This is a genomic window from Arthrobacter sp. P1_B9 (assembly GCF_056406495.1).
The window spans coordinates 496,019-514,852 of record NZ_JBFUAA010000002.1; the positions used below are offsets into that span (position 1 = coordinate 496,019).

The 18,834-nt window shown below is 66.4% G+C and carries 19 protein-coding genes; 12 read left to right on the plus strand and 7 right to left on the minus strand.

The window, feature by feature from the left end; genetic code table 11:
- Positions 1-279: 279 nt before the first annotated feature.
- From typA to AC1D1A_RS04860, 3 genes are all read left to right on the plus strand, one after another.
- On the plus strand, positions 280-2,208 hold the full coding sequence (typA, locus tag AC1D1A_RS04850; protein WP_079550304.1) for a translational GTPase TypA: 1,929 nt from the start codon (positions 280-282) through the stop codon (positions 2,206-2,208).
- 27 nt (positions 2,209-2,235) lie between these two features.
- A complete protein-coding gene (locus AC1D1A_RS04855; protein ID WP_476931061.1) occupies positions 2,236-2,622 on the plus strand; it encodes a hypothetical protein in 387 nt (128 codons plus the stop codon).
- Between the two features lie 229 nt (positions 2,623-2,851).
- Positions 2,852-3,661 carry a type IV toxin-antitoxin system AbiEi family antitoxin domain-containing protein gene (locus AC1D1A_RS04860; RefSeq protein ID WP_476870518.1) on the plus strand — a complete coding sequence of 270 codons (810 nt, stop codon included), beginning with the start codon at positions 2,852-2,854 and terminating at the stop codon, positions 3,659-3,661.
- Between the two features lie 490 nt (positions 3,662-4,151).
- Here AC1D1A_RS04860 and AC1D1A_RS04865 read toward each other — a convergent pair whose 3' ends face one another.
- Positions 4,152-4,400 carry a putative acetyltransferase gene (locus AC1D1A_RS04865; RefSeq protein ID WP_476850345.1) on the minus strand — a complete coding sequence of 83 codons (249 nt, stop codon included), beginning with the start codon at positions 4,398-4,400 and terminating at the stop codon, positions 4,152-4,154.
- A gap of 150 nt (positions 4,401-4,550) precedes the next feature.
- On the opposite strand from AC1D1A_RS04865, the gene fdxA reads away from it, so the two are divergent.
- From fdxA to AC1D1A_RS04890, 5 genes are all read left to right on the plus strand, one after another.
- Positions 4,551-4,877: a ferredoxin gene (gene fdxA / locus AC1D1A_RS04870; protein ID WP_028275689.1), complete on the plus strand. Its 327-nt coding sequence runs from the start codon at positions 4,551-4,553 to the stop codon at positions 4,875-4,877.
- 12 nt (positions 4,878-4,889) lie between these two features.
- A complete protein-coding gene (gene dapC / locus AC1D1A_RS04875; protein WP_476947243.1) occupies positions 4,890-6,038 on the plus strand; it encodes a succinyldiaminopimelate transaminase in 1,149 nt (382 codons plus the stop codon).
- Between the two features lie 228 nt (positions 6,039-6,266).
- A complete protein-coding gene (locus AC1D1A_RS04880) occupies positions 6,267-7,550 on the plus strand; it encodes a citrate synthase (RefSeq protein WP_028275687.1) in 1,284 nt (427 codons plus the stop codon).
- A 180-nt stretch (positions 7,551-7,730) separates the two neighbouring features.
- On the plus strand, positions 7,731-8,402 hold the full coding sequence (locus AC1D1A_RS04885) for a TetR/AcrR family transcriptional regulator (protein ID WP_476947244.1): 672 nt from the start codon (positions 7,731-7,733) through the stop codon (positions 8,400-8,402).
- 47 nt (positions 8,403-8,449) lie between these two features.
- Positions 8,450-9,061, plus strand: a complete 612-nt coding sequence (locus AC1D1A_RS04890) for a hypothetical protein (RefSeq protein ID WP_028275685.1) — start codon at positions 8,450-8,452, stop codon at positions 9,059-9,061.
- Positions 9,062-9,156: 95 nt separating this feature from the next.
- Here AC1D1A_RS04890 and AC1D1A_RS04895 read toward each other — a convergent pair whose 3' ends face one another.
- On the minus strand, positions 9,157-10,008 hold the full coding sequence (locus tag AC1D1A_RS04895) for a hypothetical protein (RefSeq protein ID WP_476855764.1): 852 nt from the start codon (positions 10,006-10,008) through the stop codon (positions 9,157-9,159).
- Between the two features lie 111 nt (positions 10,009-10,119).
- Complete coding sequence (gene dapD, locus AC1D1A_RS04900; protein WP_476931056.1) at positions 10,120-11,142, minus strand: 2,3,4,5-tetrahydropyridine-2,6-dicarboxylate N-succinyltransferase; 1,023 nt, start codon at positions 11,140-11,142, stop codon at positions 10,120-10,122.
- A gap of 209 nt (positions 11,143-11,351) precedes the next feature.
- Here dapD and dapE point away from each other — a divergent pair, with 209 nt between their 5' ends.
- On the plus strand, positions 11,352-12,449 hold the full coding sequence (gene dapE / locus AC1D1A_RS04905; RefSeq protein WP_476947264.1) for a succinyl-diaminopimelate desuccinylase: 1,098 nt from the start codon (positions 11,352-11,354) through the stop codon (positions 12,447-12,449).
- A gap of 120 nt (positions 12,450-12,569) precedes the next feature.
- Here the strand turns inward: dapE and AC1D1A_RS04910 are convergent, their stop codons facing one another.
- The 4 genes from AC1D1A_RS04910 to AC1D1A_RS04925 are packed head-to-tail and all read right to left on the minus strand — an operon-like array spanning position 12,570 to position 15,804.
- Positions 12,570-13,406: an amino acid ABC transporter permease gene (locus tag AC1D1A_RS04910; RefSeq protein WP_223913897.1), complete on the minus strand. Its 837-nt coding sequence runs from the start codon at positions 13,404-13,406 to the stop codon at positions 12,570-12,572.
- Positions 13,403-14,053, minus strand: coding sequence for an amino acid ABC transporter permease (locus AC1D1A_RS04915; protein ID WP_223913898.1), 651 nt, complete (start codon positions 14,051-14,053; stop codon positions 13,403-13,405). The genes AC1D1A_RS04910 and AC1D1A_RS04915 overlap by 4 nt, the downstream gene beginning before the upstream one ends.
- A 52-nt stretch (positions 14,054-14,105) precedes the next feature.
- On the minus strand, positions 14,106-14,990 hold the full coding sequence (locus AC1D1A_RS04920; protein ID WP_243180934.1) for a glutamate ABC transporter substrate-binding protein: 885 nt from the start codon (positions 14,988-14,990) through the stop codon (positions 14,106-14,108).
- A 58-nt stretch (positions 14,991-15,048) separates the two neighbouring features.
- A complete protein-coding gene (locus AC1D1A_RS04925) occupies positions 15,049-15,804 on the minus strand; it encodes an amino acid ABC transporter ATP-binding protein (protein ID WP_028275678.1) in 756 nt (251 codons plus the stop codon).
- 213 nt (positions 15,805-16,017) lie between these two features.
- Between AC1D1A_RS04925 and AC1D1A_RS04930 the strand changes: the two genes are divergently transcribed.
- Genes AC1D1A_RS04930 through AC1D1A_RS04940 form a run of 3 tightly spaced genes read left to right on the plus strand, consistent with a single transcriptional unit; the run spans position 16,018 to position 18,704 of the window.
- Entirely contained in the window at positions 16,018-16,911 is an 894-nt protein-coding gene (locus AC1D1A_RS04930) for an LOG family protein (RefSeq protein ID WP_476947245.1), read from the plus strand.
- A gap of 48 nt (positions 16,912-16,959) precedes the next feature.
- Positions 16,960-17,316: a DivIVA domain-containing protein gene (locus tag AC1D1A_RS04935; RefSeq protein WP_476855767.1), complete on the plus strand. Its 357-nt coding sequence runs from the start codon at positions 16,960-16,962 to the stop codon at positions 17,314-17,316.
- Entirely contained in the window at positions 17,313-18,704 is a 1,392-nt protein-coding gene (locus tag AC1D1A_RS04940) for a hypothetical protein (RefSeq protein WP_476947246.1), read from the plus strand. The genes AC1D1A_RS04935 and AC1D1A_RS04940 overlap by 4 nt, the downstream gene beginning before the upstream one ends.
- Positions 18,705-18,834 lie beyond the last annotated feature (130 nt).

An 18,834-nucleotide genomic window follows, 5' to 3' on the forward strand; every position in this document is an offset into this window, starting at 1 on the left:
TGTCTCCGGGCTTGCTTGCTGCTATCAGAGCAATGATGGTGCATGGGCGCTGGAAAATCCAGTGACTTTACTCACACGTGATAGACCATTTCCGTGCGCCCGTCCTGCTCTGGCGACAGCGCGGACGCTGGTCACCGATCCGCATTTTAGGCCAATAAATGACCTAGCGTTTAGAATGGTAGTAGGTGCCCTGTGCCAAAGGGACTTATCTGTCGTGCGTTCCGGTTGGAAATGTCGCGATACCACAGCTGACTTCACCACTGAATCGAGCAATAACGCATGTCTGAAACCACCACCAACACCGCGGTAGCCACTGCATCGCGCAGTGACCTGCGCAACGTCGCGATCGTGGCCCACGTTGACCACGGCAAGACCACGCTGGTCGACGCCATGCTCAAGCAGACCAACTCCTTTGCCGAGCACAACCACCTCGAAGACCGCGTCATGGACTCCGGTGACCTGGAACGCGAAAAGGGCATCACCATCCTGGCCAAGAACACCACGGTGGCCTACAACGGACCGTCCTCCAACGGCGAAACCATCACCATCAACGTCATCGACACCCCCGGCCACGCCGACTTCGGTGGCGAGGTGGAGCGCGGCCTGTCCATGGTCGACGGCGTCGTCCTCCTCGTCGATGCCTCTGAGGGCCCGCTGCCCCAGACCCGCTTCGTGCTGCGTAAGGCCCTCGCCGCGCACCTGCCGGTGATCCTCCTGGTCAACAAGACCGACCGCCCCGACGCGCGGATCGAAGAAGTTGTCCACGAATCCATGGACCTGCTCCTGGGCCTGGCCTCCGACCTCGCCGACGAAGTTCCGGACCTCGACCTGGACAAGATCCTGAACGTGCCGGTTGTTTACGCCGCCGCCAAGGTCGGCCGCGCCTCCCTCGAGCAGCCCGCCGACGGCAGCGCCCCGGAAAACGAAGACCTCGAGCCGCTCTTCCGGGCCATCATCGAGCACATCCCGGCCCCGACCTACAACCCGAACGGTGTCCTGCAGGCACACGTCACCAACCTGGACGCCTCACCGTTCCTGGGCCGCCTGGCGCTGCTGCGCATCTACAACGGCACCCTGCGCAAGGGCCAGACCGTGGCCTGGGCACGCGCCAATGGCGAGCTCAAGAACGTCAAGATCACCGAACTTCTCGCGACCAAGGCACTGGACCGCGTCCCGGCTGAGTCCGCTGGCCCGGGCGAGATCGTCGCCGTCGCCGGCATCGAGGAGATCACCATCGGTGAGACCCTGACCGACGCCGAGAACCCGCAGCCGCTGCCGCTGATCACTGTTGACGACCCGGCCATCTCCATGACCATCGGTATCAACACCTCCCCGCTGGCCGGCAAGGTCAAGGGCGCCAAGGTCACGGCCCGCCAGGTCAAGGACCGCCTCGACAAGGAACTGATCGGTAACGTCTCCATCAAGGTTCTCCCCACCGAGCGTCCCGACGCCTGGGAAGTCCAGGGCCGTGGCGAGCTTGCACTGGCCATCCTGGTCGAGCAGATGCGCCGCGAAGGCTTTGAGCTGACCGTCGGCAAGCCGCAGGTGGTTACCAAGACCGTCGACGGCAAGGTCCACGAGCCGATGGAACACATGACCATCGACGTGCCCGAAGAGTACCTCGGCGCCGTCACCCAGCTGATGGCAGCCCGCAAGGGCCGCATGACCAACATGGCCAACCACGGCACCGGCTGGTGCCGCATGGAGTTCATCGTTCCGGCCCGCGGCCTGATCGGGTTCCGCACCAAGTTCCTCACGGACACCCGCGGCGCCGGCATCGCCGCCTCCATCTCCGAAGGCTACGAGCCGTGGGCCGGCCCCATCGAATACCGCACCAACGGTTCGATGATCGCCGACCGCGCCGGTGTTGTGACCCCGTTCGCCATGATCAACCTGCAGGAACGCGGATCCTTCTTCGTCAAGCCCACCTCCGAGGTGTACGAGGGCATGATCGTGGGCGAGAACTCCCGCGCCGACGACATGGACGTGAACATCACGAAGGAAAAGAAGCTCACCAACATGCGTGCAGCTTCCTCGGACACCTTCGAGAACCTGACGCCCCCGCGCGACCTGACCCTCGAAGAGTCCCTCGAATTCGCCCGCGAAGACGAGTGCGTTGAGGTTACCCCGGATTCAATCCGTATCCGCAAGGTCATCCTGGACACCAACGAGCGTGCCAAGGCCAACCGCGCCCGCGCCAAGGTCTGATCCCGGTCTCCGGGCTTCAGCCACAACGTGATTAAGAGAGCTGCCGGTACGGCAGGCGGCATTGCCGCCGCCGTGCCGGCAGCTCTTTTTGTTGCCCTGGCCGGCACCGCCCTGCACCGCCACGATCTGGTCCTGGGCGGAGTGGACGTCCCGTGGGGCGCCGTCGCTGCGCTCGTGCTGCTGGGCTCGGTCCAGCTGTGGCTGGGGGCGGCATTCCGTTCTGTCATCCCGACGGCGGCTTGCGGAGTCCTCTGCTACGCGCTGATTGGCTGGTGGTCCACCCTGGAAACGGGCAAGCGCCTGGTCATCGGCGACGCCGCGGGCAATATCTGGGTCTTCGGCATCGCAGGCATCACCGTGGCCATGCTCGCCTGGTGCCGGCGCTACAGGAGGCCGGCCGGCCAGGACCGGTGACGACGGGCCAGGACCGGACCGCCCTGCCCGGCTCCCCGCGGGACATGCCCATTTTTCGGGCGCTCGAGTGGGCACAATGGCATTATGTCCGGCCCCGGGTTGGTGCGCGGGACATGCCCCGCCCTCATGGTCGGACCTGTCCGGCATCGCCCCCATCCGGCCGGTGCAGTTTTCCACATAGTGCGGGATCCGACTTCCAGAGCGCAGAGTGCGGCTCCACCATGGGTGAATGGCCAACGTCATCGAGGTGCTCTCGAATTACGACGGCGTCGCCCGCGCCAAATACATTGCCGCCGCGGGGGTCTCCGATTTTCAGCTCAAGTCCGCGATGGACTCGGGAGCCGTGTCCCGGGTGGCCCGCGGCGTCTATGCGTTGCCCGGTGCAGACGCGCAGCTGATCGCCATACGCTCGCTTCCGGCGGAACCGGCGTGCATCACCGCGGCACACTTCAGCGGGCTGTGGGTCCTTGAAGCCCCGGCCCAGCCGCACGTTGCCCTCACACACAGCAGGAGCTACCAGGGCTTCGTCTGCCACCGGGCGCCCGCGCCGCCGACACTCCTGGACACGGTCATCCAATGCCTGCGCTGCCTACCCGAACCTCACGGGCTGATCATCGCCGAATCCGCCGTCGTGCTGAAGGGACTCCCGCTGGGTTCATTGCGTCAGCGGCTCGATGGCCGGAACGACACCCGGGAGCGCCGGATCGTGTCGGCGATTGTCCCGCAGTCGCAGTCGCTCATTGAGTGCCTGGCCCGGTTCCTGCTGCGGCGGGCCGGCTTCCATGTTGAATCGCAGGTCAACGTTCCAGGGATGGGACACCTGGACCTGATGGTCGACGGCCGTCTCGGCATCGAGACTGACGGGGCGGGATTCCACATGGACAGGGCAAGCTTCGAGGAAGACCGGCGGCGTTGGAACGTCACCACGCGCCGCGGAATCCCGACTCTTGTTGTGACGTACCCGCTGCTGAGGGACCACCCCGAGGATTTCATCGCCATGGTCCGCGAAGCCCTGAACAGGCTGTCTGCCGCCGCCTAGAGTCAGACTCCACGTCCGGCTTCGTGTGCCCTTGCGATGCGGTTCGRCACTGTGGTCCTGCACTCTGATCCTGCACCGCGCCCAGCCACCGCTGAAATTGTCCCGCGCTCTTTCGATGCACCACTGGACATGTCCCTTGTTCTGTTGGTTTACCGCTGGACATGTCCCTTGTTCTGTTGGTTTACCGCTGGACATGTCCCGCGGTGGCTGGCGGCGATGAGCACGGCGCCGAAATGTCCATCTCCAGCAGCAAGGGGAGTGCATGTCCATTGATGGCCGGAGGTGGGGCTGGACATGTGCGTGGTTGGCCAGCAGGGGAGGGCATGTCCATTGGTGGCCGGGGGTGAGGCTGGGCATGTGCGTGGTTGGCCAGCAGGGGAGGGCATGTCCATTGGTTGGCCAGGTGCGGAGGGCATGTCCAGTGGTCGGGTGGGGCGGAGGGCATGTCCCCTCGGCGCAACCACCGACGCGCCCACCCCGGAACCGCCCGTCAGCGCTCCTGCACCCGCGGGGCGCGGCGCGGCGGGGGCGGCGGGACTTCCTTGGCTGCCACGACAAGGGGGAGGGCAATGACGACGTCGGAGCGGCGGGTGCGGACGGTGCATACGCCGTCGGCGCGATCCACGAGCTCGCCGAGGGCATCCGTCAGGCCGCCGTCGATCCTGTACCGGACCACAACGCGGGTGCCGAGCGGGGCGGCGGAGAGAAACTGCTGGGGCAAGGGCAAAGGCGAGCTCATCAGATCATCGTAAGACGCGGAGCATGTGTGACGTCCGGCTAGGTTCGCGGGAACAGGCTGGGAGATAATAGGCTCAGAAGTCAGCAGCCCGGCTCAGGGCCTGGAAATCATCCGGCCGGTCGCCGGAACCAACGTGGAGAGGCCAGGGACGTGACGTACGTAATCGCGCAGCCGTGTGTAGATGTCAAAGACAAGGCATGTATTGAGGAGTGCCCCGTCGATTGCATTTACGAGGGTGAGCGTTCCCTGTACATCCACCCCGACGAGTGCGTGGACTGCGGTGCCTGTGAGCCGGTCTGCCCCGTGGAGGCGATCTACTACGAGGACGACACCCCCGAAGAATGGGCCGACTACTACAAGGCCAACGTCGAGTTCTTCGACGAACTCGGGTCCCCGGGCGGCGCCGCGAAGGTTGGGAACACCCACACCGACCACCCCATGATCGCCGCCCTGCCGCCGCAGAACCAAGAGAACTAGGACGGCGCTACGGTGACATCCGCGGTGCGCACCTTCGGCCTGAGCCTGCCCGATTACCCGTGGGAGGCCATGGCCCCGTATCTCGCCACGGCAGCCCGGCACCCGGCAGGAGCCGTCAACCTTTCCATCGGAACCCCGGTGGACGCGACGCCGGCCCTCATCCAGGACGCACTGCGCGCCGCCGCGGACGCCCCCGGCTATCCCACGGTGCACGGGACGCCGGCCCTGCGGGAAGCCATCGCCGGCTGGTTTGCGCGCCGGCGCGGCGTCCCCGGGCTCGACCCGCAGAATGTGATGCCAACGGTGGGTTCCAAGGAACTCGTCGCGTGGCTGCCGTTCCTGCTCGGCCTGAAGCCGGGCGACGTCGTCGTCCGGCCCACGGTTGCGTACCCCACCTATGACATCGGGGCCACCTTCGCCGGTGCGGAGCAGGTCGCCGCGGACGACCTTGACGAGCTCGACGCCGGCACCCGGGCCCGCGTGCGCCTGGTCTGGGTCAATTCGCCGGCCAACCCCACCGGCAGCGTCCGGGACATCGCGTCGCTGCGGCGGATCGTCCGGCAGGCCCGCGAGCTCGGCGCCGTCGTCGCGTCCGATGAATGCTACGCCGAACTCGGCTGGGGGGAGTGGGACCTCGAACGTGGCGGCGCCCCGGTCCCGAGCGTCCTGGATCCGCAGGTCGCAGAAGGCTCCCACGATGGCCTGCTCGCCGTCTATTCGCTGAGCAAACAGTCCAACGTGGCCGGTTACCGCGCGGCATTTGTCGCCGGCGATCCGGTGATCATGGCGAACCTGGTCAACAGCCGCAAGCACGCCGGGATGATTGTGCCCTATCCGGTCCAGGAAGCCATGCGCGTGGCCCTCGGCGACGACGCCCACGTCCAGGCCCAGAAGGACCTGTACCGGGGCCGTCGGGAACGGATCGTGCCCGCGCTCAAAGGTTTCGGCCTGACAATCCATGAATCGAGGGCGGGCCTTTATCTATGGGCCACCGCCGGCGAGGCGACGTGGGACACCGTGGGCCGGCTCGCGGACCGCGGAATCGTCGTTGGCCCCGGGGTCTTCTACGGCGACGCCGGCAACGGGTTCATCCGGGTGGCGCTGACCGCCAGCGACGAAAGGATCGACGCCGCCGTCTCGCGGCTTGACCCGGAAGCGTAACAATGCTGTGACGCGTGCCACATGTGGCGTGTTTTTGGCGTTTTACGGCCCCCCCGGATTAGTGCCACCCGCGAAGTGAAGGTACTTTTTAACTGACGATCAATGGTGGCTTTCCACAAGAAGGCAGCGCAGCCTTTGGAAATCCTGTCCGCACAGGATCCGCGGGCAGCTTCACCAGATGTTGGACCAGCTTTCGACAGAGGCCCCGATGCCTCATGAGGAGACTCCATGACTGAAACCACCAGCGCAACCCTGCGCCATGCCGGCGGCGAACTCGAACTCCCGCGCATCAAGGTTGTAGAAGGGAACGAAGGCTACGACGTTTCCAAGCTGCTGAAGCAGACCGGCGCCGTCGCCTTCGACCCCGGTTTCATGAACACCGCGGCCACCACCTCGGCCATCACCTACATCGATGGTGACGCCGGCATCCTGCGCTACCGCGGCTACCCGATCGAGCAGCTGGCCCAGCACTCGAGCTTCCTGGAAGTCTCCTACCTGCTGATCTACGGCAACCTGCCGACCCCCACCGAGCTGGAGTCCTTCGACCAGCGGATCCGCCACCACACCCTGCTGCACGAGGAGCTCAAGGGCTTCTTCAGCGGCTTCCCCCGTGACGCCCACCCGATGCCGGTGCTGTCCTCGGCCGTGTCGGCGCTGTCGACGTTCTACCAGGACTCGCTGGATCCGTTCAACGCCGAGCAGGTGGAGGTGTCCACCATCCGCCTCATGGCCAAGATGCCGGTCATCGCCGCCTACGCCCACAAGAAGTCGATCGGGCAGCCCATGCTGTACCCGGACAACTCGATGAACCTGGTGGAGAACTTCCTGCGCCTGAGCTTTGGCCTGCCGGCCGAGCAGTACGAGGTGGACCCGGTCATCGCCAAGGCCCTGGACCTACTCCTGATCCTGCACGCCGACCACGAGCAGAACTGTTCGACGTCGACCGTCCGCCTGGTCGGTTCCTCGAACGCGAACCTGTTCGCCTCCGTCTCCGCCGGCATCAACGCCCTCTTCGGCCCCGCCCACGGCGGTGCCAACGAGGCCGTCCTGAAGATGCTGCGCCAGATCCAGGCCGACGGCATCAAGCCCGAGGACTACATGGAGAAGGTCAAGAACAAGGAAGACGGCGTCCGCCTCATGGGCTTCGGGCACCGCGTCTACAAGAACTACGACCCGCGCGCCAAGATCATCAAGGCCACGGCCCACGAAGTCCTGAGCAAGCTCGGCGGAAACGACGAGCTCCTCGACATCGCCATGCGCCTTGAAGAGAAAGCCCTGGGCGATGACTACTTCATCCAGCGCAAGCTCTACCCCAACGTGGACTTCTACACCGGCCTGATCTACAAGGCCATGGGTTTCCCGGAGAAGATGTTCACCGTGCTGTTCGCCATCGGGCGCCTGCCGGGCTGGATCGCCCAGTGGCGCGAGATGATCAGCGACCCCAATACGAAGATCGGCCGCCCGCGCCAGCTCTACGTCGGCGAACCGGAACGCAACTACCCGTCGCTGTAGCCCGCCCGCCGGCCACGGCGTGCGCGATAGACAGGACGACGCCGGCCGCGCACCTTTTGCTGAGGTGCGCGGCCGGCGTCGTCCTTATGGGGGCACCGTGCCGCTGTGACCCGCGCCACGTCCCCGCCGGGACCGGTGTGGCCCGGGGCGGCCGCGGCACGTACGTGCTAAAAAAGACCAGTGCCTAAATTTGTCGACGCCGTCATCCGGCGCCAGGAAATAGTTGACGCAGTCTTCAGGATCATCGCAACGGATGGCCTCGAGCGGGCCTCGCTGCGGGAAGTTGCCGATGAAGCGCAGCTGGCCGTCGGCTCGGTGCGGCACTACTTCGCCAGCAGCGACGAGCTGTTGACCCACGCGTTCGCCGTGGTGGTGGACCGAATCGTCGGCCGCCTCACCGACGCGGACTCCCGGCTGGGCAATACGCCGCCGGTTTCAGGGGAGCAGCATGCGGCCGTCCTGGCACTGCTGGGTGAGTTTCTTCCGTTGGACGAGGAACGGGCGGTTGATGCCTGCGTCTGGATGGCCTTCAAGAATGCCGCCCGGACAAGGCCGTTCCTGGCCGCCGAGGCCGACCGCAGCCACCGGGCGGTGGCCGCCGTCGTGGGCGGGCTCATCCTGGGGCTGGCCGAGGCTGAAGGCGCTGACGCCGACCACGCGGCCGGCCTCGACCAGCAGGTGCTCGTCACCGAAGCGGAACTGCTGCTGGCAGTCCTGGACGGCCTGACGATGCACGCACTCCTGCAGCCCGAGTGGATGACGGCCGTGATGTGCAAGGATGTGCTCGAAGCCCACCTGGCGGGCCTGAACCGACGGCTGGCGGCCGGGCAGCCAGCCGTTAACGCCTCATAACAACAGGAATAGACTGAGATCGTACGTCTTGCCAAGGAGGCAATTGGATGCACCACACCGGCGGACCAGGCTGGCGGATCACGATGGATACTTCTGGTCCCATGCTCATTGCCCTCTACGTTCGTGACGCCGCCGGCTTGGACACCGCGGGACACCCGGCGCTCTGCCATGCGGCACCGAAGATCCGCGCCTCGGACCACTCCCACCTGATCGCCGAGGTTGGCGGCCCGGCTGCGCTCAAGACCGAATGGGAGGCCTGGTGGGAACAGCTGCTGAAAGACCACCCGGAAATGTCCCCCGAGCTCTCCCCTCCGGGCTTCCGTGCGTTCAGCAATTCGCCGGCCCTCCGGCGCGTGCTGCAGGCCCACTTCGGGGCCGCTTTGACGTGGGCCCGGGAACGCCTCGCCGAATACGGAACCCTCGAGGCGGAGCGCGAAGCCAACGGCAACAACGAGCTGCTGGCCGACATGGTGGAGGACCGCCTGCTTGACGTGGGACGGGCTTCAAAGGATTTCGGCCTGACGATCATCGAGCTCCCGCTTGCGGAGCCGCGGGCCTGGTATCTCGAGCCCGACAAGATCATCATGAGCCACGAGCTGTTGTCCCAGCCGGAGCTGTTCCGCAGCTACGTGCAGCCGGTGGTCGATCTCCTCGTCTGAGCCCGCCCGGTGACGGCTGCCCCCGCTGGCAACTGCCCCGCCGGCAACTGACCCGGTGGCAACTGACCCCGCTGCCAACTGACCCCCGGTAGCGGTCAGGTGCCGGGGGCGTCTGCGACGGTAACCCTGACCTGGCCGGCCGGGACTTGGGCCGGCTGCCAGCCGTCGCGGGACTGCCGGTTCCAGGCGCGGCCCTCGACCTCCACGCTGGTGATTTCGAGCTCCTTGGCGTTGGCCACGGCCCACTGGCCCACAGCCCAGGCCTGGGTTCCTTCGGCCTCGACGAGCAGGGTCCGGCCGTCGGTGGACGCCGTCACGTCCCCGAGTGCAGCGGTCAGCCCTGCGGTGACGGCGGCAGGATTCCCGGCGGCGTCGGGGGAGCGCAGCGAGCAGTCCAGGCCTGCGGGCGTCTGCCCGCTCAGGGCGGAGGCGAACGCGCGGGCCATCACCTCATGCTGGGCGTAGGCCTCCGGGTACGCCGAGCGCTGGACGCGCTGGGCGGCAACGGTGATATCGAGCGACTCGTACCCGGAAACCTCGACGAGGGCATCGTAGAACGCATTGCTGGCGTGGTACGGGTCCATCACCTGCGCCGTGGTGCCCCAACCCTGGGACGGCCGCTGCTGGAACAGTCCGCGGGAGTCGGGACCGGCCTGGTCGCCATGGCCGATGTTGCGCAGTTTGGATTCCTGCATCGAGGTGGCCAGCGCGATGCTGGCGGCCCGGGCCGGAAGTCCCCGCCGGACCGCGACGGCGGTGATGAGGGAGGCGTTGGCCGCCTGGTCGGTGGAGAGGTCATCGCCGCCGCTTCCCGTGGCCGTGCAGCGTTCGGTGATCAAGGTCTCCGACCGTTGCAGGAACGTCACCGCGGTGTAGATGCCGCCCGCGACCATCGCCAGGGTCAGCAGAAGGACAATCCGGCGCCGCCAGCTCCCTCGTCGTGCCACGAAAATACTCCCTCAGGCCCCTGCGGGCTGCGTCATCGGCTTTTTCGTCGGGGCGGGTCGGCCCCGCCCGCGCGGTCTTCGCCGCCCGCCATACCGTACCAGCCGGTGCGGTCAGTTGGCGTGCAGGGCCTCGTTGAGCTCCACCGTCTGGCCCTTGCGGGGGAGGACCTCAACCTCACCAGTGGTGGAATTGCGGCGGAAGAGCAGGTTCGGAACGCCGGAAAGGTCCACGGCCTTGACGATCCGGCTGGTGTCTTCGCCGTCGGCGTCCTTGGGGCCGATCACGCGCACACGGGTGCCGGCGGTGACGTAGAGGCCTGCCTCCACCACCGAGTCGTCGCCGATGCTGATGCCCACGCCGGAATTGGCGCCGAGGAGGACCCGCTCGCCGAGGGAGATCTTTTCCTTGCCGCCGCCGGAGAGGGTTCCCATGATCGAGGCCCCGCCGCCAACGTCGGACCCGTCGCCGGTGATGACGCCGGCCGAGATCCGGCCCTCGACCATGGAGGTACCCAGGGTTCCGGCATTGAAGTTCACGAAGCCCTCGTGCATGACCGTGGTGCCTTCGGCCAGGTGCGCACCGAGCCGGACCCGGTCGGCGTCGGCGATCCGGACGCCGGAGGGAACGACGTAGTCCACCATGCGCGGGAACTTGTCCACGCCGAACACCGTGACGGCGCCGCGCTTGCGCAGGCGCGCCCGGGTCAGCTCGAAGTCCTCCACGGCTGCGGGGCCGAAGTTGGTCCACACCACGTTGGGAAGCTTGCCGAAGATGCCGTCAAGGTTGATGGTGTTGGGCTGGACGAGCCGGTGGGAGAGCAGGTGCAAGCGAAGGTAGGCGTCCGCCGTGTCCGCGGGTGCCGCATCCAGGTTGATCTGGGCGAAGACAACGATCTGCTCTGTGCCCCGGTCCGGGTCAATGCCGCTGGCGGCGATGTCGATCAGCGACTGGTCCGCGTTCTTCACGTCACGCTGGTGCTCCGCGGCGACTCCGAGCGCGGGCGCCGGAAACCACACGTCCAGCACGGTGGCGTCACCGTTGCGGGTGGACACGGTGGCCACCCCGTAGCCATAGGCAGAGCGGGCGTCGGAACGAGCGTCGGCGGGCACAGCGGAAGCAGCAGTTTCAGTCATGGCCCAAGTCTAACGAGAGGCCCGTCGGGCGCTGAAACTCATGACAACCTGATTGACACGCTGCAGGGCCTCTCGACGCCTGGAAACGGCCCCTGCAGCGACTCAGGTGGGACGGGGAGGCAAACAGATAAGGTGGAACGGTGACCCCCACGAACCCGCGCACCCCTGCCAGTGCCACCGCCAGCGTCCCTGTCCGCACACCGGTCCATCTGGACCTCCGCCAGGACGTCGCCCTGCTCACGGCCGCCCTGATCGACATCAACAGCGTCTCCGGCAACGAGGGGGTCCTGGCCGACGCCGTGGAACATGCCCTCCGCCAGCTGCCGCAGCTGGAGCTGGTCCGTGACGGCGATTCGATCATCGCCCGCACCAACCTGGGCCGGGCCGAGCGCGTCATCCTGGCCGGCCACCTGGACACCGTGCCGTTGCCCACCACAGAGGGCTCGCTGGGGACCGTGCCGGCGTACTGGCCCTCCGGGGCCCCTGGAGAGGGGATCCTCTACGGCCGCGGCGCCACTGACATGAAGGGCGGCGTCGCAGTGCAGCTGGCGCTGGCGGCCACCATGTTCGACGGCGGGGCGGAACCAGGCAAGGACGTCACGTTCGTCTTCTACGACCACGAGGAGGTCGAGGCCGTGAAGAGCGGCCTGGGCCGTCTGGTGCGCAATCACGGCTCCCTGCTCGGCGGGGACTTCGCGATCCTGCTTGAGCCGACCGACGGGACGGTGGAGGGCGGCTGCAACGGCACCAGCCGCTTCGAAGTGACTACGAACGGCGAGGCTGCCCACTCGGCCCGGGCCTGGATGGGGAGCAATGCCATCCACGCCGCGGCCCCGATCCTGGCCCGGCTGGCGGCGTATGAGCCGCAGACCGTGACGGTTGACGGCCTGGACTACCGCGAAAGCCTCAACGCCGTGAAGATCCACGGCGGCACGGCCGGAAACGTCATTCCGGACAAATGCGTCGTGGAAATCAACTACCGCTTCGCGCCGGACAAGACCCCGGACGGAGCCGAGGCCGTCGTGCGCGAACTGCTGGACGGTTTCGACGTCATGCGCACCGACAGCGCGGCCGGCGCGAGGCCGGGCCTGCACCACCCCGCGGCGGCGTCCTTCGTCGCCGCCGTCGGCGGGGAGCCGAAGCCCAAGTACGGCTGGACCGACGTCGCACGCTTCAGTGAACTGGGCATCCCCGCGGTGAACTTTGGACCCGGCGATGCTCTGCTGGCGCACAAGGACAATGAGCACGTCGAGGCGGACGCCATCCGCGAATGCCTGCGGGCGCTGCGGACCTGGCTGAGCGCTTAGCAAAGGCCAGGAAGCAACGCCCAGGACACCACGACCAGGAAACAAGGCAGGAAACAAGGCGCAACGCACAAAGGGTCCGGAACCTCCGTGAGGTTCCGGACCCTTTGTGCGCGGGACGGCTTACTTGGCGGCCGGAATACCGGCGACCGGCACGTGCGCCACGCCGCCGGCGGCGCGCTTGGAGCCGCGGCGTTCGAGCCAGATGGCCAGGCGGGAGACTGCCAGGTCGATCGCGATGTAGATGGCCGCGGCCACGAAGAACACCGGGAACAGGTACTGCGGACCCAGGAAGTCCGCCATGACCTGCACGGCCCGGAGCAGCTCGCCGTAGGCGACGATGTAGCCGAGCGACGTGTCCTTCAGCAGCACCACGAGCTGCGCGACCAGGGACGGCAGCATGCGCCGGATGGCCTGCGGCAGCTCGATGGTCAGCCGGCACTGGAAGCTCGTCAGGCCGATCGCCAGGCCGGCCTCACGCTGGCCCTTGGGCAGCGACTGGACGCCGGCGCGGATGATCTCGGCGAAAATCGCCGAGTTGTAAAGGACAAGGCCGGCCACGACGGCGATGAACGAGCTGGTGGCAAAGACGAGCAGCACGAACAGCATCATGAGCACGACGGGCATGCCGCGCAGGAATTCCAGCACGATCCGGGTGGGCACCCTGATCCAGGCGTTGTCCGAGATGCGCATCAGGCACAGGAGCAGGCCCAGCGGGAAGGCAATCACGGCCGACACGGCCGCGGCGGCCAGCGTGGCGCCGATGCCGGCGGCGATCAGGGCCCAGACCTCGGGAAGCTGGAAGACCGCCCAGCGTTTGGGGTCGAAGATTCCCTGCTGGGCGAGGGTCACGACTGCCAGGACGAGGAGGCCGCCGATCACGATCACGCCGATGATGGAGCCGATCAGCGAGACCCGTCGGGCTTTGGGGCCGGGGACGTCATAGAGAACAGAGCTCATCGTGCGATCGCCACCTTTCGTTCAACGACGCTGGCGAGGAAGCCAAGCGGGATGGTTATCAGCAGGTAGAAGAATGCGATGCCGACCAGGACCCACATGACGGCGTCGCCGTTGGCATTGGCCAGTTGCTTGCCCTGGCCGAAGAGTTCCAGCACGTAGAACGCGCCGGCCACAGAAGAGTTCTTGACCAGGGCAATCAGAATGTTGATCAACGGCGGGATCACGGTGCGCAGGGCCTGCGGCAGGATGATCAGCGAGAGCACCTGGGTGAACTGCATGCCGATGCTGCGGGCGGCCTCCGCCTGGCCCACCGGGACGCTGTTGACGCCGGAGCGCACGGCCTCGGCAATGAAGGCCGAGGTGTAGGCGCTCAGGGCGATGATGGCGGCGACCTCGAACTGCTGGAACGTAACGCCGAGGCGGGGCAGAACCACTGCGGCGAAGAAGAACGCGATGGTCAGCGGGGTGTTCCGGACGATCTCGACGTACGTCATGCTGAAGCCACGCAGCGCGGCGACGGGCGAGACACGGGCGGCAGCCAGGATGGTGCCGAAGACCAAGGCGATAATCCCCGAGACCAGGGACAGGAAAAGGGTTCGGAGAAAACCGTCCCAATACTGGGGGAGGTTTTCAATAATGACGTCCATAAGTTCCTTCAGCTGCGTTGAGGGGATTCCAGGCGAAAGACGGGAGTGGCGGCTAGTAGCGGTCGATCGTGGGAAGCGCGGGCGTGGTCTTGATGACGGTGCCGGCCGTGTCTTCCCAGGCCTTCTTGTAGGACCCGTCCTTGTCGGAGGCCTCCAGCTGGTCATTGACCCACGTCCGGAAGGCGGTGTCGTCCTTCTTCAGGCCGATGCCGTACGGCTCCTTGGTGAAGGTCTGATCCGATGCCAGCTTGAAGGCGTCCGGTTCCTTGGACACGAAACCGGCCAGGATGACGTTGTCGGTGGTGACGGCTTCAACCTGGTGGTTCCGCAGCGGTTCCAGGCAGGCTGAGTAGGTCGCGGCCGGAACCAGGACGGCTCCGTACTTCTCCACGATCGTCGAGGCTGGCGTGGAGCCGGTCACGGAGCAGACGTTCTTGCCCTTGACGTCTTCGGGCTTGGTGATGGAGTTGTTGTCCTTGTTCACCATGAGCGCCTGTCCGGCCTCGTAATACGGTCCGGCGAAGTCGACTTCGGCCTTGCGCTTGTCATTGATGGTGTAGGTGGCGACGATCATGTCCACCTTGCCCTGCTTGAGGAACTGCTCGCGGTTGGCGGAGACAGTTTCGACCCACTCGATCTTGTCGGCGGGAATGCCCAGCTTGGCAGCCATCAGCTTGCCGATTTCGACGTCGAAGCCGACGGGCTTGCCGTCGAGGCCCTTCTGGCCGAAGAGCGGCTGGTCGAACTTGGTGCCGATGGTGATCTTGCCCGCGGAGGAAAGCTTGGCCATGGTGGAATCGGCGGGAAAGCTCGGCTTCTCGGCTACGGGCGGGTTGGTGGTCGTGGAGGAGCTGCCGCCACAGGCGCTCAGGCTGAGTGCCAGTGCTGCGGAAGCGGCAACCAGAAGGGATTTCCTTCGGGTCAAAAATGCCATCATGACATTCCTTTCATTGGGCGGCCGCCGTCCGGCAGCCAGGGTGCGAAAACGTAGTCGGTCAGTGTGTCAGCAGCTTGGACAGGAAATCCTTGGCCCGGCTGCTCTTGGGGTTGTTGAAGAATTCCTCGGGGGTCGCGTCCTCAACGATCTGGCCGTCGGCCATGAACACGACACGGTCGGCCGCCTTGCGGGCGAATCCCATCTCGTGGGTGACCACGATCATGGTCATGCCTTCTTTGGCGAGCTGGACCATGACGTCCAGGACCTCGTTGATCATTTCCGGGTCGAGGGCAGAGGTGGGCTCATCGAAGAGCATCACCTTGGGCTTCATGGCCAGGGCACGGGCGATGGCAACGCGCTGCTGTTGGCCGCCGGAGAGCTGGGCCGGAAGTTTGGGGGCCTGATGCCCGACGCCGACCCGCTCCAGGAGGGCCATGGCGTCCTTGTCGGCTTCGGACTTGGCAACGCCCTTGACCTTGATGGGGCCGAGGGTGACGTTTTCCAGAATGGTCTTGTGGGCGAACAGATTGAACGACTGGAAGACCATGCCGACGTCGGCGCGCAGCTTGGCCAGCTCCTTGCCCTCCTCGGGCAGTTCCTTGCCATCGATCTTGATGTCGCCGTCGTCGATGGTCTCGAGGCGGTTGATGGCGCGGCAGAGCGTCGACTTGCCGGAACCCGAGGGGCCGATGACAACAACAACTTCACCCTTGCGGACGTTCAGGTTGATGTCCTTCAGGACGTGCAGCTGGCCGTAATGCTTGTTCACGGCCTTCAGGGAGACGAGGGCATCGCCGGGCACTTGAGTAGTCATAGTACGAATCTAGCGAAGATTGACCAGATATGACGGCAATCACTCATTTTGGTGCAGATCGTGATTCAAGAGATACCTGCACGTCAGGCCCCTTGCTGGACTGTGTCGGACATTCGCCGTTGACCTCGGCATACGGCCTCGGCAGGCGGCTGCGGCCGTGCGGCGCCGACGCGCCGACGCGGCGGCGGCCGGGTTCCGCGCTAGCCTATGGGCATGAGTACCGATCCGCAGCACGGCCCCAAGCAAAACCCCGAACAGAACCCGGAACAGAATCCCGGCGGAAAGCCGGCAAGGGAGGCCCGGAGCACACCGGCGCCCAACGGGATCCGCCACAAGGGTCCGCTTGAGCTGCGCCGCAAGGCCGCCAAGGTCACGATGTCCGACCAGACCTTGCTGGACACCAAAGGGCCGGGACAGTTCGTCCACACCGACCCCTGGCGCGTGCTGCGGATCCAGAGCGAGTTCGTGGAAGGATTCGGCGCGCTGGCCGATCTCGGTCCGGCAGTCAGCGTCTTCGGTTCCGCCCGAACCGTGCCGGGGAGCCCGTACTACGAGCTCGGCGTCGAGGTCGGACGCCGGCTGGCCGAGGCCGGCCTGGCCGTGATTACGGGCGGTGGCCCCGGCTCGATGGAGGCCGCCAACATGGGCGCCGTGCAGGGCAACGGCGTCTCCGTGGGGCTCGGAATCGAACTGCCCTTCGAGCAGGGCATGAACCAGTGGGTGGACCTGGGCATCAACTTCCGGTACTTCTTCGCCCGCAAGACCATGTTCGTCAAGTACGCCCAGGGCTTCATCGTGCTCCCCGGCGGCCTCGGCACCCTGGATGAGCTCTTCGAAGCCATGGTCCTGGTCCAAACCCGCAAGGTCACTTCCTTCCCGATCGTCCTGGTGGGAACCGCGTTCTGGAGCCCCATGCTCGAGTGGGTCCGGGACACGCTCGTCGCGGAGGGAATGGTCTCGGCCGAGGACCTGGACCTCGTGCAGGTGGTGGACGACCCCGCGCGGGCCGTCGAGCTGGTCGTGGAAGGCGCCGCCCGCCACCGGAACCCGAACGGCGGCTCCACCAACGGGACCGGCACGGCGGACATCAAGGGAACGCGGGGCTGATCCGTCCGCCTGAGCGCTCCGGCGTCCGGCTTCTGGCACGATGGTCTAGTGAGTCTCTTCCTGGTTTTCCTGGCGATTGTGCTGATCGGCGTCGCCGTCCTCCTGGGCACCGGCCTGGCACCGAAGATCTTCCGTCGCCGCCGGGACGGCGGTGCGGGCGGTTCCTTTGACGACGGTTTCGACGAGCCGGTCGCATCCCTGCCGCCGGTCCTGTTGCCCGAGCGCGCGGCCGCGGCGGACATTGACCGTCTGCGCTTCGCCGTCGGACTCCGCGGCTACCGGATGGACCAGGTGGATCAGGTCCTGGATGACCTGCGGGAGCAGATCACCGCCAAGGACCAGGAGATCGAGGCACTCGGGGAGGAACTGGAGCGCCTCCGTCCGCCGACCGAACAGCGTCCGTGAGCCGCGTGGAAGACCCGAAGACCGTCGCGGCGCCTGAGGCCCGGAAGCCCCAGGGGTTGAACGCGGCCCTGTGGAGCCGCATCGCCGCCGCGGGCGCCGGGATGGCGCGGTGGCCCTGGTGGGCGCAGGTGGCCGGACTTTACATCGCCGCCAGGCTGGTCAGCGCCTGCATCTTCATGGCCGCCGCCCTGCACCAGGGCGTGAATCCGTGGTTTCCCGCCAAGCCCGACTATTGGAACTTCATCAATATCTGGGATGCCCGCTGGTACGCCCAAGCGCTGCAGGCGGGGTATCCGGCGCTTCTGCCGACCGACGACGCCGGCACCGTCCAGGAGAACACGTGGGCCTTCTACCCCCTGTTTCCGGTGCTGGGCCGGGTGGTGTCCGGGCTGACAGGCACGGGCCCGGCGTGGTCCCTGACGGCCATCGCCCTGGTCTCCGGTGTGGGTGCAGCCCTCGTGGCGTACAGAATTTTCCGGCACCGGGCCACGCACCGCACGGCGCTCTGGGGGACGGTGTTCCTGGCGGCTTTCCCGGTGGCGCCGGTGCTGCAGGTGCCCTACGCCGAATCCCTCAACCTGCTGCTCCTCGGCGCCGCGCTGCTGCTTGTCATGGAGCGCCGGTACCTGTGGGCCATGCCCGTTGTGGTCCTGATGTGCCTTTCCCGGCCTACCGGGGTTCCGTTTGCCGCGATGATGGGCCTGTTGCTGCTCTACCGTCTCTGGCAGCGCCTCACTGCGCAAACCCGTACTGCGCAGACCCGCACTGTGCAGCATCCCACGGCACAACACGCCACGGCACAACACCCCGCGAACCAGAGCCCCGCGACACAGGGCGTCACAGTGCAGCGCCGGGACGGCCTCGCCCTCCCCGGCAACGCCGAGCTGTGGTCACTGGGCGGGCTCACCGCCGTCAGCGGCATCGGTGCCCTGCTGTGGCCGGCCATCGCCTGGGCCGCGACCGGCGATCCGGGCGCCTACACCAAGACCGAAACCGCATGGCGCGGCGATGACCTGGTGCCGTTCAAGCCATGGTTCGACGCCGGCATCATGCTGTTCGGGCCGACCTTCGGCGTGCTGGCTCCGTTCGTGTTCGTTGCCGCGTTCACGCTGCTGATGATGTCCCGGCCGGTCGTCGCCCTGGGCACCGAGCTGAGGCTCTGGTGCTGCTGCTATATGGGCTACCTGCTGGTCTTCCTGCACCCCCAGACCAGCACGTTCAGGATGCTGCTGCCGCTGTTCCCGCTCGCCCTCAGCGCCGCCCTTCTCTCGCGTTCCCGCGCCTACCGCGGCACCGTGGTGGTCATGTTCGTGCTGCTGCAGGTCGTCTGGATTGTGTGGCTGTGGGCGTGGGCGCAACTGCCGGGCGGAGGGGACTACCCGCCGTGACGCACAGCACCATTTGGCGGTGCCGGCCCGGCCTGGCGGGACGCGCTGGAAAGTCCAACGATTAGCTACGGGCGGATTGTTACGCGATAATAGAGGATAAGCAAGGACAAGAAGCACACAGTTTGTAAGC

Bases quoted from the DNA above. Each gene is read 5' to 3' on its own strand.
- typA (WP_079550304.1), top strand. From the start codon at position 280: ATGTCTGAAACCACCACCAACACCGCGGTAGCCACTGCATCGCGCAGT.
- AC1D1A_RS04860 (WP_476870518.1), top strand. From the start codon at position 2,852: ATGGCCAACGTCATCGAGGTGCTCTCGAATTACGACGGCGTCGCCCGC.
- AC1D1A_RS04865 (WP_476850345.1), bottom strand. From the start codon at position 4,400: ATGAGCTCGCCTTTGCCCTTGCCCCAGCAGTTTCTCTCCGCCGCCCCG.
- AC1D1A_RS04880 (WP_028275687.1), top strand. From the start codon at position 6,267: ATGACTGAAACCACCAGCGCAACCCTGCGCCATGCCGGCGGCGAACTC.
- AC1D1A_RS04890 (WP_028275685.1), top strand. From the start codon at position 8,450: ATGCACCACACCGGCGGACCAGGCTGGCGGATCACGATGGATACTTCT.
- dapD (WP_476931056.1), bottom strand. From the start codon at position 11,142: ATGACTGAAACTGCTGCTTCCGCTGTGCCCGCCGACGCTCGTTCCGAC.
- AC1D1A_RS04910 (WP_223913897.1), bottom strand. From the start codon at position 13,406: ATGAGCTCTGTTCTCTATGACGTCCCCGGCCCCAAAGCCCGACGGGTC.
- AC1D1A_RS04915 (WP_223913898.1), bottom strand. From the start codon at position 14,053: ATGGACGTCATTATTGAAAACCTCCCCCAGTATTGGGACGGTTTTCTC.
- AC1D1A_RS04920 (WP_243180934.1), bottom strand. From the start codon at position 14,990: ATGATGGCATTTTTGACCCGAAGGAAATCCCTTCTGGTTGCCGCTTCC.
- AC1D1A_RS04925 (WP_028275678.1), bottom strand. From the start codon at position 15,804: ATGACTACTCAAGTGCCCGGCGATGCCCTCGTCTCCCTGAAGGCCGTG.
- AC1D1A_RS04930 (WP_476947245.1), top strand. From the start codon at position 16,018: ATGAGTACCGATCCGCAGCACGGCCCCAAGCAAAACCCCGAACAGAAC.